Source organism: Curtobacterium sp. MCBA15_009 (assembly GCF_001864895.1).
Taxonomy (GTDB): Bacteria; Actinomycetota; Actinomycetes; order Actinomycetales; family Microbacteriaceae; genus Curtobacterium.
On record NZ_MJGO01000001.1, the window covers coordinates 79412 to 93563 of the forward strand.

Consider the following 14152-nt stretch of genomic DNA (forward strand, 5'->3'; position numbering starts at 1 on the left):
GACGAGCGGGGACGAGCGGGACGAGCGGGACGAGCGGGGAAGGACGGAAAGCGCGGGGACGAGCGAGCAGTGCGTCAGGCCGGGGCGGGGCCGGTCGACTCCCGCACGGTCAGGTGGGTGGGCAGGGCGACGGCACCGGACGCGTGCTCCCCGGACGGGTCGTCGGCCGGGTCCGCGCCGAGTCGGCCGAGGAGCATCCGGATCGCAACCCGTCCGGCCCGCTCGATCGGCGAGGTCATCGTGGTGAGCGGCGGGTTGCAGAAGTCGGCGCCGAAGATGTCGTCGCAGCCGACGATGCTCATGTCCTCGGGCACCCGGACGCCGCGCTCGCGCAGGCGGGCGAGCATGCCGATGGCGATGAGGTCGTTGAAGGCGATGCAGGCGGTGGCTCCGGCGTGCACGGCGGCGTCGGCGGCTGCCGCTCCGGAGTCCACGAACGGTGCGTGGGGTCCGACCCGTGCGACGCGGGCGCCGAGGCGCTTCGCGACCCGCACGAGTGCCCGCCACCGGCGTTCGTTCGACCACGAGCTGTCCGGCCCGGCGACGTACAGGACGTCGCGGTGCCCCAGCGAGACGAGGTGCTGCACCGCCTGTTCGACGCCGCCGGGGGTGTCGATGAGCACGGAGGGCACCCCCTCGGGTCGGCGGTTCACGACGACGAGCGGCAGGCGTGCGGCGACCCGGGCGATCTGCGCGTCGGACAGGCGTGAGGCGGTGAGCACCACGCCGTCGGCCTTCGCGCCGATCGCGCTGAGCGCGGCCGTCTCGGCCTCGGCGGACTCCTCGGTGTCGACGAGCAGCTGCGTCCACCCGGCGGCGGCGAGCTGGTGCTGCGTGCCGCGGATGACGTCGAAGTAGAACGGGTTCGTGATGTCGGACACGAGCACGGCGACCGCCCGGGTGCGTCCGGAGGTCAGTGCGCGCGCCTGGGAGTTCGCGACGTAGCCGAGTTCGCGGGCTGCCCGTTGGATGCGCTGCTGCGTGGTCGGGCTGACGCGGTCGGGCAGGGAGAGCGCGCGGGACACGGTGGACGGCGCCACCCCGGTCGCGACGGCGATGTCGCGGATGGTGACGCGTCGGACCGTGCTGCCGACGTCGGTGTCGAGTTCGCTCACGAGGCGAACGTAGGCGGCTCTGGCAACAAGTGGCAACCGGTTGCCGCCTGTTGCCACCACCGGGACAGTGGTGTCACCGGGCAGTGCCGCCCGGAGGAGGTCTCGAGGAGGAAACCCCCGTGAAGACGCGAAGACTGAAGCCCCGCACCCTGGTCGGTGCCGTCGCGGTGATCGCCCTCGCCGCGCTCTCCCTGCAGGGCTGCGCCGTGGTGGACGGCAGCGGCGACGACCCGGACACCCTCCGCGTGATGATGGGCGCCGACACGACGTACCCGAAGGAACGCAAGCAGTGGCAGCAGGAGACCGCTGCCGCGTTCAAGCGGACGACCGGCGCCGACATCCAGTGGGAGACCTACTCCACCCCGCAGGAGGAACTGACCGCCATCCAGACGAGCGTCATCTCCGGGCAGGGCCCCGACGTGTACGCCATCGGCACGACCTTCACCCCGACCGCGTACGCCACCGGCGCCTTCGTCGAGATGGGCGCCGACGAGTGGGACGCCGTCGGCGGGAAGGACCAGTTCTCCCCGGCCTCCCTCGGCATCTCCGGGCCGAGCGCGAGCAAGCAGATCGGCATCCCGTTCGCCAGCCGGCCGTTCGTGATGGCCGTCAACGACGAGCTCCTCGAGCGCGCTGGCATCACCGAGCCGCCGACCACCTGGGACCAGCTGACCGCAGATGCGAAGGCCACCACGGGCGACGGGACGTACGGCATGGCGATCGCCTACGCCGACGGCTTCGACCCCTGGAAGTTCGTCTGGGGCATGGCGCAGAACGCCGGCAACACGCTGGTCGACGGGACGACGGCCGAGATCGACACGACCGCCGTCGAGCAGGCGTACCGCACCTACTTCGACTGGGTGACGAAGGACGGCGTCGTCGACCCGGCCGCGATCGGTTGGAACAACCCGCAGGCCCTCGCGCAGTTCGCCGACGGCAAGGCGGCCTTCTTCCCGATGACCACCACGACCTCGCTCAACTCGCTGCAGGGCTCGAAGGTGGACGGGAAGTACTCCTACGCGCTGCTGCCCACGGTGCCCCCGGGGGCGACGGAGCGTCCGGCCGACGGCATCGAGGCCGCGAGCATCCTGTCGGGTGACAACCTCGTCGTCGCCGACTACGGCACGAAGCAGGACCTGTCCTTCGCCTTCGTGCGGCAGGTCTCCGCCCCGGCCGCCCAGGAACGCTACTTCGAGCTGTTCGGCCAACTGCCGACGAACGCCGAGGCCGCCGACCGCGTCGCGACGGCGAACCCCGACCTGGCACCCATCGTCCGCGCAGGCGAACTGTCGAAGCCGACCGCCTTCACGGGCGCCTGGTCGGACATCCAGCTCTCGCTCGTCGACGTCGTCGTGCAGTCGATCCCCTCGCTGAAGCGCGGCGAGGTCACCGACGACCAGCTCCGTGCACGACTCGCCGCGGCGCAGCGCGACGCCCAGTCCACCCTCGACCGTCAGAAGAACGGAGGTCTGTGATGACCAGCACGCAGACCCGGCCGCGCACCGACCGCACCCCGGCCCCGCAGGTGCGGCCGCACGGCACGACGCCGCTGTACAAGAAGGAGCGTCCGCTCTGGATGCTCCTGCCCGGCGGCGTCCTCATGCTCGCCGTGATCGTGGTGCCGCTCCTGGTGGGCCTGTTCATCGCGATGCTCGACCTCGACCAGTACACGCTGCGGCAGTGGTTCAGCGCCCCGTTCGTCGGCTTCGCCAACTTCGCCGAGGCCTTCACCGACTCACCGCTGCTCCACTCGATCTGGGTCTCGGTGTCCCTGTCGGTGCTCGTCACCGTCGTCACCGTGCCGATCGGCGTCGCCGCAGCGATCTCCACCCAGAACCGGTTCCCCGGTCGCGGGCTGGTCCGCTCGGTCTACCTCATCCCGTACGTGCTCCCCGCGTTCGTCGTCGGCACCTTCTTCCGCACGATGCTGCAACCGCAGGGCGTGGTGAACGCGACGCTGCACACCGACGTCCTCTGGCTGAACGGGCCCGCGTCGTACTGGGCGCTCGCCGGCGTGATGGTGTGGACGAGCTGGCCGTTCGTCTACCTGCTGTCGCTCGCCGGGCTGCAGGCCGTCGACAACGAGGTGCACGAGGCCGCCGCACTCGACGGTGTCACCTGGTGGGCGAAGCTGCGGTACATCGTCTTCCCGTACCTGCGCGGCCCGCTCAGCCTGGCGGTGATCATCTCGATCCTGCACAACATCAACAACTTCACCCTGCCGTTCGTGCTCTTCGGCAACCCGCTGCCGTCGAGCGTCGAGGTGATGCCCGTCCTGACGTACATCGCGAGCTTCCAGTCGTTCCGCTTCGGGCTGTCCGCGGCCATGGCGATCTGCTCGCTCGTGATCGTCGCCATCCCGTTGTTCGTCTACCTGCGAGCCGTGCAGCTCGACACGGGTGACGACGCCGGACCCGGCCGGAAGCAACGGCGCGCCGACCGCGCCACGCTCGCGGCAGCCACCCCGGCCGCGGCCGCAGACCTCGACGGAGCACGAGCATGAGCGCGTTCACGACGACCACCCGATCCACGTCCACGCTCACCGAGAGCATCACGGCACCCGGGCGCCGCGGCAAGCGCCCCTACGACACCGACGTCACCCGCCTGCTGCCCCGGTGGCTGCTCGTCACGGTGATCGCCGTCCTCGTCACGTTCATCGCCGTCCCCGTCCTGTACATCGTGTTCGGCTCGGTGAACTCGGATGTCGCCGTCGCCCGTGGCGAGTACTTCCCGTCCGCGTTCACGCTGTCGAACTACGTCGACATCTGGTCGACGGTCGCCCTCGGGCAGGGCCTGGTGAACTCGATGCTCACCGCCGGCGCGGTGGCCGTCGCGAGCGCCGCACTCGCCGTGTCCACCGCCTACGTGCTGGTCCGGTTCCGGTTCCTCGGCCGGCTCACGATCCTGCGCGGGCTGCTCGCGCTGCAGTCGATCCCGGGCACGCTCCTGCTGCTGCCGGTGTTCGTCGTCTTCTCGAACATCGCGAGCGCGACGGGTGTGCAGATCATCGGCACCCGCTGGGGCCTGTTCGTCACCTACCTGACGTTCGCCCTGCCGTTCTCGACGTGGGTGATGGTCACCTACCTGCGCGGCCTGCCGAAGGAACTCGAGGAAGCGGCGCGCATCGACGGCGCCTCGAGCACGAAGATCCTGACGAAGATCGTCCTGCCGCTCTCCTGGCCCGGCATCGTCGTCTCCGCGATCTTCGCCTTCCTGCTCGGCTGGAACGACGTCCTGTTCTCCACGATCATGACGACCCCGAACACACGGACCGTCGCCGTGGTCCTGCAGGTGCTCGGTACCGCGCAAGAGGGCGGCGCCGTCCCGATCTACGGCCAGATGATGGCCGCCTCGATCGTCTGCGCCGTGCCGGTCGTCGCCCTGTACCTCATCTTCCAGCGCTACCTGGTCGGCGGTCTCACCGCCGGCTCCGTCAAGTAGCGAACGCAACCACCGACCGGACGGGAGGCGCGGTGCGACCCCGCCACGCGCCTCCGGTCCGACCGCACGAAGGGAATGCCATGACCCAGCCCAGTTGGGAACTCTCCGGTTTCGGGGACGAGATCGACGCCGACCCGGTCGTCCAGGTCGCGGTCCTGCAGGCGCTCGGCGCGAGCGCCATCGAGGTCCGCAGCGCCTGGGGTGTGAACGTCGTCGACCTCGACGACGAGCAACTCGCCGGGCTGCACCGCCTGCTCGACGAGCGCGGCCAGACCGTGTCCGCCATCGCGTCGCCGATCGGCAAGGTCTCCGTCGACGAGCCCATCGAGCACGAGGTCGGACGACTCCGCCGCGCGATCGCCGCCGCGCACGCCCTCGGCACCTCGAACATCCGGATCTTCTCGTTCTACTTCGAGGGCCGGCAGCCCGAGGCCGTCCGCGACGACGTGCTCGTCCGGATGCGTGCCCTGGCCGACCTCGCCGAACGCGAGGGCGTGACCCTGCTGCACGAGAACGAGAAGGACATCTACGGCGACGTCCCGGCGCGCGTGCTCGACATCGTCGAGAGCGTCGGTTCGTCCGCGCTCCGCCTGGCCTGGGACAACGCGAACTACGTGCAGTGCGGCGTCCGGCCGTTCACCGACGGGTGGGCGCAGCTCGCCCCCTACGTCGACTACCTGCAGGTCAAGGACGCCCTGGCCGCCGACTCGTCGGTGGTCCCCGCGGGCGAGGGCGACGGCGAACTGCTGCAGACCCTCACTGCGCTGCGCGACGCCGGGTACTCCGGCTACGCCTCGCTCGAGCCGCACCTGGCCGACGTCACCTCCCTCGGCGGGTTCTCCGGCCCCGCGGCCTTCGGTCGCGCCGGTCGTGCCCTCCGCACCCTCACCGACCAGATCGGAGTCACCCTGCGATGACCACCCCACTGAAATTGGCAGTCGTCGGCGCCGGCATCATCGGACGCCACCACGCGAAGGTCGCCGTCCACCACCCCGACCTGCAGGTCGTCGCCCTCGTCGACGCGATCCCCGCCGCCGCCACGAGCGCCGCCGACGAGATCGAGGCGACGGGCGTCACCCGGCCGATCACGACCGCCACCATCGAGGACGCGATCGCGCAGACCGACGTCGACGTCGTCGCGATCTGCTCGCCGTCCGGCATGCACGTGCAGCTCGCCGAGGCCGCCCTGGCCGCCGGCAAGCACGTCGTCATCGAGAAGCCGCTCGACACCACGATGCCCAGGGCCCGGCAGATCGCGGCGCTCGCCGCCGCCGCTCGCGACCGGGGACTCGTCACGAGCGTCATCAGCCAGCACCGGTTCGACCCGGCCTCCGCCGTCGTCGCCGGGGCAGCCCACGACGGCCGGTTCGGCACCGTCACCTCCGGTGTCGCGAGCGTCGCCTGGTACCGGTCGCAGGGCTACTACGACTCCGGCGACTGGCGCGGCACCTGGGACCTCGACGGCGGCGGCGCCGTCATGAACCAGGGCGTGCACACGGTCGACCTGCTCGTGTGGGCGCTCGGACGACCGGTCGAGATCTCCGCGCAGACCGCACTCCTGGCACACGACCGCATCGAGGTCGAGGACACCGCCGTCGCCACCGTCCGGTTCGCCGGCGGAGCGCTCGGCGTCGTCCACTGCACGACCGCCGCCTACCCGGGGCTCTCCGCTCGGTACGCCGTCTACGGCACGCAGGGGTCGGCGGTCGTCGACGACGACCGGCTCGCCTACTTCCACGTCGCGCCGGACAGCGCCACGCTCGAGTCCGCCTCGACGACGGCGAACGCCACGGCCGTCGCGGGGGCGGTCGACCAGAAGGACGACGTCGTCCCGCCGGAGCACGTCGTCGGCGGCCCGGCCGAACCCGACCACTTCGCCGCCGGGCACGCGCGGCAGTACACCGACATCGTCGACGCGATCCGGCAGGGCCGCGAGCCCGGCGTCACGGTCGAGGCCGCCCTCGTGTCGCTCGCCACCGTCCGCGGGCTGTACGTCAGCGCGACGCTCGGCAAGCCCGTCCGGATCGACGACGTCATCGACGGTGCGTACGACGACGTCGTCCCCGTCGTCGGCACACCGACGACCGCCCACGCAGCAGGAGGAGCCACCCGATGAAGTTCTCCGTGTTCACCGCCTCCACCCCCGACTGGACCCCGGCCGAAGCCGCGCAGACCCTCGCCGAGCAGGGCTGGGACGGCATCGAGTGGCGCGTCGTCGACGACCGCACCGAGGACGGCTCCTCCGGCTTCTGGGCCGGCAACCGGTCGACGTGGCAGTTCTCCGGCATCGCCGACCGGGTGGGGGAGATCGCCCGGATCACGGAGGCCGCCGGCCTCGGGTACTCGGGCATCGGCGGCTACCAGCCGGTGTCCGACCACGAGGGCACCGAGACGATGCTCCGTGTGACGGGGGAGCTCGGCGCCCGCCAGGTGCGGGTGACGATGCCGTGGTACCGACGCGAGCAGGAGCGCACGGGTGCGACGTACCCGCAGCTGTTCGACCGGACCCGCGCCGACCTCGAGTGGGCCGCCGGGCGCGCGGCCGAACTCGGCGTCAAGGCGCTCGTCGAGCTGCACCACATGACGATCACCCCCTCGGCGTCCGCGGCGCTCCGGCTCGTCGACGGCCTCGACCCGGAGCACGTCGGCGTCATCCACGACCTCGGCAACCTCGTCATCGAGGGGCAGGAGGACCACCTCGCCGCGTTCGAGCTCCTCGGCCCGTACCTCGCCCACGCCCACGTGAAGAACGCCCGCTGGGTCGACACCGGCGAGACCCGGGCCGACGGCAGCAGCACCTGGCGGAACGAGTGGGCACCCCTGCGCACCGGACAGGCCTCGGTGTCCGAGTACCTCGACGCCCTCCGCCAGGTGGGCTACGACGGCTGGGTCACGATCGAGGACTTCTCCACCGACCTGCCGCTCGCAGCCCGCACCGCCGACAACCTGGCGTACCTGCGGTCCCTCGTGCCGGTGACGGCATGACCGACCGCCGACCCGGCATCGTCCACCTGGGGGTGGGCGCGTTCGCGCGCGCCCACCTCGCCTGGTACACCGCCCACACGACGGGGGAGCCATGGGGCATCACGGCCTTCACCGGCCGTTCTGCCACGGTGGCGGACGCCCTGGGCGCCCAAGAATGCCGCTACACGCTCGTCACCCGCGCCGCCTCGGGCGACGAGGCCGAGGTGGTCGACACGATCGTGGCCGCCCACCCGGGCAGCGACGAGGCGGCCTGGAGGCACGCGGTCGCGTCCCCGGAGACGACGATCGTCACGCTGACGGTCACCGAGCAGGGCTACCGGTCCGGGTCCGACGTCCCCGCCCGGCTGGCCGCGGGGCTCGACGCCCGGCGTGCCGCCGGGGCGGGGCGCATCGCGCTGGTCAGCCTCGACAACCTGACCCACAACGGCGACGTCCTCCGTGACGCGGTGGCGTCCGCCGTGTCCGACCCTGCGCTGCAGGACTGGATCGACGCGAACGTCGCGTTCCCCTCGTCGATGGTCGACCGCATCACCCCGGCCACGACCGACGACGACGTGACGGCCCTGGCGGACCTCCCCGGTGCGCTCGACGGCGACCGGGTGCCCGTGGTCACCGAGCCGTTCGCCGAGTGGGTCCTCGAGGACGGCTTCGCAGGGCTCGACCGCCCGGCCTGGGAGACCGCCGGCGTGCGCATCGTCGACGACGTCACCCCGTTCGAGCAGCGGAAGCTCTGGCTGCTCAACGGGTCGCACTCGCTGCTCGCGTACCTCGGCCTGCTGCTCGGACACGACACCGTCGCCGCCGCGATCGACGACCCGACCTGCCGCACCGCCGTCGAGGAGCTGTGGGACGAGGCCGCTGCCGAGCTCCCGCTGCCCGGCCCCGAGGTCGACGCGGCCCGGACGGCCCTGGTCGACCGGTTCCGCAACCCGCGCATCCGGCACACCCTCCGGCAGATCGCGTCCGGCGGGTCGCAGAAGCTGCCGGTCCGAGTCGTCGACGTGCTCCGCCACCGGCTCGCCCGTGACCCGTCCGCCGGCATCGGACCCGGCGCCGCGACGGCGCTCGCCGCGTGGTGGCTCCACGTCACCACGCAGCCCGACCTCGTGGACGACGCCGGAGCGCCCGGGGCAGACTCGGACGTGCACGACGTGCTGCGCGTCGTCGCCCCCGACCTCGACACCACCCCCGTGGTCGCCGCGATCACCGCGGCGGCCGACCGCATCCGGGCCGCGGGCACCGGAGCGCGCGACCGCATCCGGGCCACGAGCACCGCATCTGCATCCGCGACCGTCACCGATCGCACGAGCACCGACGAAGGAGTCACCGCATGACCGACACCACCACGAACCCCGCGGCCCCGGTGCCGGGCGCGACCGACGCCGGCGCCGCGACCGACCCGACCGCCGGGCGACCGGACACGTGGGCCTCGGCGGACCGCGGGCAGCTCATCGACCGTGCCGAGGTCATCGTCACGAGCCCGAACCGCAACTTCGTGACGCTCAAGATCACCACCGCCGACGGTGTCACCGGCCTCGGGGACGCGACGCTGAACGGCCGCGAGCTCGCCGTCTCCGCGTACCTGTCCGAGCACGTCGTCCCGCTGCTCGTCGGCCGCGACGCCAGCCGCATCGAGGACGCCTGGCAGTTCCTGTACCGCTCGTCGTACTGGCGCCGCGGGCCCGTCACCATGGCCGCGATCGCCGCGGTCGACATGGCACTCTGGGACATCAAGGCGAAGGTCGCCGGGATGCCGCTGTACCAGTTGCTCGGCGGCGCCTCCCGCACCGGGCTGATGGCGTACGGGCACGCCTCCGGCAAGGAACTGCCCGAGCTGTTCGACTCGATCCGCGAGCACCAGGAAGAGGGCTACCGCTCGATCCGCGTGCAGACCGGCGTCCCCGGCCTCGAGAGCATCTACGGCATCGCGTCGAACAAGACGACGTCGGGCAACGAGGGCGTCCGCTACGACTTCGAGCCCGCACAGCGCGGCGCGTTCCCCGCCATGGAGGACTGGGACACCCGCGCCTACCTGCGCCACGTGCCCACCGTGTTCGAGGCCGTTCGCAACGAGTTCGGCCCCGAGCTGCCGCTGCTCCACGACGGCCACCACCGGATGACCCCGCTGCAGGCCGCGAAGCTCGGCAAGTCGCTCGAGCCGTACGACCTGTTCTGGCTCGAGGACTGCACCCCGGCCGAGAACCAGGAGGCCCTCAAGCTCGTCCGGCAGCACACCACGACGCCGCTCGCGATCGGCGAGGTCTTCAACACCATCTGGGACTTCAAGGACATCATCCGCGACCAGCTCATCGACTACGTCCGCGGCGCCGTCACGCACATGGGCGGCATCTCCCCGCTCAAGAAGACGATGGACTACGCCGCGCTGTACCAGGTCAAGTCCGGCTTCCACGGTCCGACCGACATCTCGCCGGTGGGTCTCGCGGCGCAGATGCACCTCGGCCTGGCGATCCACAACTTCGGCATCCAGGAGTACATGCAGCACGGACCGCAGACCAACCAGGTGTTCCGGCAGACGTTCACCTTCACCGACGGGCTGCTGCACCCGGGCGACGAGCCGGGCCTCGGGGTCTCGCTCGACACCGACGAGGCCGGCAAGTACCCGTACGAGCAGGCGTACCTGCCGTTCAACCGCCTGGCCGACGGCACCGTCCACGACTGGTAGCGGGCAAGCTGGTCCGCATGGGGTTCGCGGACGAGGCGAGGGCACTGCTCCTCGTCGCGCCCGCGGACTTCGTCGCCGAGCGGACGGCGCGGCAGCGGGCGGTCCGCACGGAGGACCGCGACCTCGCCACGGCGATCGGCGGACTCCGCAAGCCCGCCCCCGCCGCGTGGGTGGTCGACCTGCTCGCCGCCGACGGCGCGCTCGACGACGCGGTCGACCTCGGGCCGGCGCTCCGGAAGGCCCAGGCCGACGCCGACCCCGACGTCATCCGGACGCTCCGACGGCAGCGGACCGAGGTCGTCGACGCGCTCGCCCGGGCCGGGGCGGACCTCGCCGCGGACGCCGGGCACCCCGTCACGCCGGCGGTGCTCGCCCAGGTCCGCGCCACGATCGAGGCGGCGATGGCCGACCCGCACGCGGGCGCCGCCGTCCGCTCGGGGCTGCTCGTCGCGCCGCTGGAGAGCGTGGGGTTCGACGCGGTCGACCTCGACGGGGTACTGGCGGATCCGGACGCGGTGCCCGACGCCTGGTCCGGCAGCGATGCCCCACCCATCCCGATCGCCAGCGCGAGGGGTGCGCGGAAGGGGAGTCGAGCCTCCCGGCAGTCGCGGTCGGGGCAGCGGGACCGACCGGAGCCGGACGGTCCCGAGGTCGACGAGCCGCAGCCGCAGCCGGAGCCGGAGCGCGACCTCGCCGCGGAGCGGAAGGCCGCACGCCGGGCGGAGACGGCGGCGCGGACCGACTCGCGCGACGCCGACGCGGCACTCGACGCGGCGTCGGAGGAGCTCGATGCCGCTGAGGACCACCGCGCCGAGCTGCGGCACGAGCTCGAGCGGGCCGAGGCCGAGGTCGAACGCCTCGGACAGGCGCGGGACGACGCCGAGGCCGCGAGCGACCGTGCCCGCGAGGTGCTGGCGGCGGCCCAGGAGCACCGTCGGACCCTCGGCCGCTGACCGTTCCGTCCCATCGCACGCGCTGTAGGAAGCTGTTCCGCGCGTCGGCAGGCGAAAGGAACGGCTTCCTACGCGCGGAACGTCTCACCACGCGCGGAACAGCTCCGTACGCGCGGAACGGCCCTCCCCGCGCGGAACAGCGCACCACAGGGCGTCCTGCTAGACTCGGGGATTGACTTCGGCGAGGGCCGCGCAAGCGGCCGTGATCGACGCGGTGGGAGACCCGGCCCAGCCCAGGGAACGTTCCTCACGCGTGCACGCGTTCGAGTTGCAACACCACAGACCCCCACGATGCCGGACCGCCGGTGTCGACCCCCGAGACCAGGAGGCACCATGGCCGACTACACCAAGCTCGCAGCGGACGTCCGCACCAAGTTCGGCAAGGGTGCTGCGCGCAAGCTCCGCGCCGCCGACAAGATCCCCGCCGTCGTCTACGGCCACGGCACCGAGCCGAAGCACATCTCGCTGCCCGGTCACGAGACCATGCTGCTCGTCCGCACCGCGAACGCGGTCGTCGACCTCGACATCGAGGGCACCGCGCAGCTCGCCCTCGTCAAGGACGTCCAGCGTGACCCGGTGCGCCAGATCATCGAGCACATCGACCTCGTGGTCCTGCGCCGCGGCGAGAAGGTCACGGTCGACGTGCCCGTCGTCGTCGAGGGCGAGTCCTTCTCCGGCACCATCCACGTGCAGGACCTCAACACGGTCTCGCTGCTCGTGCTCGCCACGGACATCCCGGAGCACGTCACCGTGGACGTCGAGGGCCTCGAGGACGGCGCGCAGATCACCGCCGCCCAGCTCGAGCTCCCCGAGGGCGCCGAGCTCGAGACCGACGGCGAGGCGCTCGTCGTCCAGATCGTCACCCCGCGCGGCACCGCCGACGACGACGCCGCCGACGAGGCCTCGGCCGAGGCCGGCGCCGAAGCCGGTGCCGAGGGCGGCTCCGAGCCGGTCTCCGAGTAACACCCACCTCGTGGGCATCTGGTCGACGCTGATGGCGGCGTGCTGATGACGGGCGAGACGCTCGTCGTGGTCGGGCTCGGGAACCCCGGGCCCGGCTACGCCGGCAACCGCCACAACGTCGGCCAGATGGTCCTCGACGAACTCGCGTCCCGCATGGGTGCGACGTTCAAGAAGCACAAGACGCCGAACCAGGTCGCCGAGGGGCGCCTGGTGCCCGGCGGCACGCGACTCGTGCTGGCGAAGCCCGCGTCGTTCATGAACACCTCGGGCGGGCCGGTCTCCTCGGTGCTCGGGTTCTACAGCGCCACCCCGGCCGACCTCGTCGTCGTGCACGACGAGCTCGACCTGCCGTTCGACACCGTCCGTCTCAAGGGCAGCGGCGGACACGGCGGGCACAACGGCCTGCGGGACATCATCAAGGCCACCGGCACGAACGAGTTCACCCGCGTGCGGGTCGGCATCGGTCGGCCGCCCGGTCGGCAGGACCCCGCCGACTACGTGCTGCGCGACTTCGCCGCCGCCGAGAAGAAGACCCTGCCGATCCTGCTGGCCGACGCCGCGGACGCGGTCGAGGCGATCGCCGAGGTCGGCCTGCTCGCCGCGCAGCAGCGCGTGCACGCTCCGTCCTGATGCCTGCTGTGAGCGCCGTCCTGCTGGCCGCCAGCACCCCGGTGCAGACGGTCGCGCTCATCGTCGTGGTCGTCATCGGGATGACGTTCGCCGTCGGGGTGCGCCTCCTGGTGTGGCGGTCCCTGCGACAGCAGGACGACCACACCACCACGCCGCAGCAGCCCGCGACCTCGAGCCCGGCGACCGCTGAGCGCGGACCCGCTCGCGCGACGGAGCTGGTCCGTCCCCGAACTGGGGGACCACCGGCGTACCCCGCGCCGGTAGGTTCGCCGTCGGGGCGGCCGCCCCGCGACGAGGACCGGGGGTACCGATGGCAGGGCGAGCACCACGACCGGACGTCCTGCCGATCGCGATCGGGGCAGTCGTGGCCGCGTTGGTCGCCGTCGGCGTGGTCGGCGGCGTGACCACCTCGGCCGCCGTCGCCGGTCCGCCGGTGTGGCTCCCGCAGCGCGCCGACACCGCGGCACCGCCCGTCGCCGAGGCCTTCGTCGCCCCGAACGACGTCGAGCACGACGCCGCCGGTCGACTCGTCGTGGCGGACCTCGCAGCGAACGGGGTGCTCCGCCGCGGAGCGGACGGCACGTGGGAGACCATCGCACCCTTCGGCACCGAAGCCCGCGCCATGTGGAACCCGTCGGCCGTCCAGGCACTGCCCGACGGCCGTTTCGTCGTCGCCGAGGCCGGGCGCCGCACGGTCGCCGTCCTCGACGGCGGCGCGGTCAGCCGGATCCCGGCCCCGCCCACGCGGCGAGCGGTCTCCGAGCTGGCGGTCGTCGGCTCGACGGTGTGGGCGGCTGCCCCGGGCACCGGCGCCCTCTGGACCGCCGACGTCCGCACCGGGGACTGGAGCGCCGTCGACGGGCCCTGGACCGACCCGGGCGGTGTCGCCGTGACCCCGGACGGCGGAGCGCTCATCGTGAGCGACGCCCAGGCCGACGACGTCTGGCGCGTCGACCGTGCAGGCGGCGTTCCGACGTCCCTCGGCTTCCCGCAGACCGCGCCGGTCCGGTTGCTCGGCGTCGCCGTGGGGGACGACGGCTCGGTCTTCGTCGTCGACAACACCGGTGGCCGGGTGTGGGCGCTCGAAGGATCGGACTGGTCGGTGGCGCTCGACGCGGCACCGGACGGCTCCTCGCTGGCGAACCCGACCGCGGTCTCCGTGCACGCGGGGACCGAGATGGCCGTCGCGGACTACAACCGGCGCCGGGTGGTCACGGCGACACGCGAGGGGGCGGTCGCGCCCGCTCCGGTGCCGAGTGCGTCCGACACATCGGTGCCCACGTCGGTGCCCACGTCTGCGCCGACGACCGGGCCGGAGCCGGAGTCGACCGCGGCGCCCACCACCGCACCGGCACCGGCACCGGAGCCGACGACGGCGCCGG

12 protein-coding genes and 1 pseudogene are annotated in these 14152 nt (G+C 72.4%); 12 read left to right on the forward strand and 1 reads right to left on the reverse strand.

Features of this window, described 5'->3' with window-relative positions; all coding sequences use genetic code 11:
* Window positions 1-74: 74 nt before the first annotated feature.
* Window positions 75-1115 (reverse strand): LacI family DNA-binding transcriptional regulator, encoded by a 1041-nt coding sequence (locus tag BIU97_RS00370; protein WP_071296775.1) that lies wholly within the window; start codon window positions 1113-1115, stop codon window positions 75-77.
* A 119-nt stretch (window positions 1116-1234) separates the two neighbouring features.
* Between BIU97_RS00370 and BIU97_RS00375 the strand changes: the two genes are divergently transcribed.
* The 12 genes and pseudogenes from BIU97_RS00375 to BIU97_RS17830 all read left to right on the forward strand — a co-directional run.
* On the forward strand, window positions 1235-2590 hold the full coding sequence (locus tag BIU97_RS00375) for an ABC transporter substrate-binding protein (protein WP_083420750.1): 1356 nt from the start codon (window positions 1235-1237) through the stop codon (window positions 2588-2590).
* Complete coding sequence (locus tag BIU97_RS00380; RefSeq protein WP_071253293.1) at window positions 2590-3618, forward strand: carbohydrate ABC transporter permease; 1029 nt, start codon at window positions 2590-2592, stop codon at window positions 3616-3618. The genes BIU97_RS00375 and BIU97_RS00380 overlap by 1 nt, the downstream gene beginning before the upstream one ends.
* A complete protein-coding gene (locus BIU97_RS00385) occupies window positions 3615-4556 on the forward strand; it encodes a carbohydrate ABC transporter permease (RefSeq protein ID WP_071296776.1) in 942 nt (313 codons plus the stop codon). The genes BIU97_RS00380 and BIU97_RS00385 overlap by 4 nt, the downstream gene beginning before the upstream one ends.
* A gap of 80 nt (window positions 4557-4636) precedes the next feature.
* Complete coding sequence (locus BIU97_RS00390) at window positions 4637-5473, forward strand: sugar phosphate isomerase/epimerase family protein (protein ID WP_071296777.1); 837 nt, start codon at window positions 4637-4639, stop codon at window positions 5471-5473.
* The gene (locus BIU97_RS00395) at window positions 5470-6672 is read left to right on the forward strand and encodes a Gfo/Idh/MocA family protein (RefSeq protein ID WP_071296778.1); all 1203 of its coding nucleotides are present in this window, start codon (window positions 5470-5472) and stop codon (window positions 6670-6672) included. The genes BIU97_RS00390 and BIU97_RS00395 overlap by 4 nt, the downstream gene beginning before the upstream one ends.
* Window positions 6669-7541, forward strand: a complete 873-nt coding sequence (locus BIU97_RS00400) for a sugar phosphate isomerase/epimerase family protein (RefSeq protein WP_071296779.1) — start codon at window positions 6669-6671, stop codon at window positions 7539-7541. The genes BIU97_RS00395 and BIU97_RS00400 overlap by 4 nt, the downstream gene beginning before the upstream one ends.
* Complete coding sequence (locus tag BIU97_RS00405; RefSeq protein ID WP_071296780.1) at window positions 7538-8875, forward strand: mannitol dehydrogenase family protein; 1338 nt, start codon at window positions 7538-7540, stop codon at window positions 8873-8875. The genes BIU97_RS00400 and BIU97_RS00405 overlap by 4 nt, the downstream gene beginning before the upstream one ends.
* The gene (gene manD / locus BIU97_RS00410; protein WP_254782804.1) at window positions 8872-10224 is read left to right on the forward strand and encodes a D-mannonate dehydratase ManD; all 1353 of its coding nucleotides are present in this window, start codon (window positions 8872-8874) and stop codon (window positions 10222-10224) included. Before BIU97_RS00405 ends, manD begins: the two co-directional genes overlap by 4 nt.
* A gap of 17 nt (window positions 10225-10241) precedes the next feature.
* Entirely contained in the window at window positions 10242-11177 is a 936-nt protein-coding gene (locus tag BIU97_RS00415; RefSeq protein WP_071296781.1) for a hypothetical protein, read from the forward strand.
* A gap of 333 nt (window positions 11178-11510) precedes the next feature.
* Window positions 11511-12140 carry a 50S ribosomal protein L25/general stress protein Ctc gene (locus BIU97_RS00420; protein WP_071253282.1) on the forward strand — a complete coding sequence of 210 codons (630 nt, stop codon included), beginning with the start codon at window positions 11511-11513 and terminating at the stop codon, window positions 12138-12140.
* A 45-nt stretch (window positions 12141-12185) separates the two neighbouring features.
* The gene (gene pth, locus BIU97_RS00425; RefSeq protein ID WP_071253445.1) at window positions 12186-12770 is read left to right on the forward strand and encodes an aminoacyl-tRNA hydrolase; all 585 of its coding nucleotides are present in this window, start codon (window positions 12186-12188) and stop codon (window positions 12768-12770) included.
* A gap of 310 nt (window positions 12771-13080) precedes the next feature.
* Window positions 13081-14152: pseudogene (locus BIU97_RS17830) on the forward strand (hypothetical protein); the annotation flags it as partial.

Coding starts and splice junctions, on each gene's coding strand:
- BIU97_RS00380 (WP_071253293.1), top strand. CDS start 2,590: ATGACCAGCACGCAGACCCGGCCGCGCACCGACCGCACCCCGGCCCCG.
- BIU97_RS00385 (WP_071296776.1), top strand. CDS start 3,615: ATGAGCGCGTTCACGACGACCACCCGATCCACGTCCACGCTCACCGAG.
- BIU97_RS00390 (WP_071296777.1), top strand. CDS start 4,637: ATGACCCAGCCCAGTTGGGAACTCTCCGGTTTCGGGGACGAGATCGAC.
- BIU97_RS00395 (WP_071296778.1), top strand. CDS start 5,470: ATGACCACCCCACTGAAATTGGCAGTCGTCGGCGCCGGCATCATCGGA.
- BIU97_RS00400 (WP_071296779.1), top strand. CDS start 6,669: ATGAAGTTCTCCGTGTTCACCGCCTCCACCCCCGACTGGACCCCGGCC.
- BIU97_RS00405 (WP_071296780.1), top strand. CDS start 7,538: ATGACCGACCGCCGACCCGGCATCGTCCACCTGGGGGTGGGCGCGTTC.
- manD (WP_254782804.1), top strand. CDS start 8,872: ATGACCGACACCACCACGAACCCCGCGGCCCCGGTGCCGGGCGCGACC.
- BIU97_RS00415 (WP_071296781.1), top strand. CDS start 10,242: ATGGGGTTCGCGGACGAGGCGAGGGCACTGCTCCTCGTCGCGCCCGCG.
- BIU97_RS00420 (WP_071253282.1), top strand. CDS start 11,511: ATGGCCGACTACACCAAGCTCGCAGCGGACGTCCGCACCAAGTTCGGC.
- pth (WP_071253445.1), top strand. CDS start 12,186: ATGACGGGCGAGACGCTCGTCGTGGTCGGGCTCGGGAACCCCGGGCCC.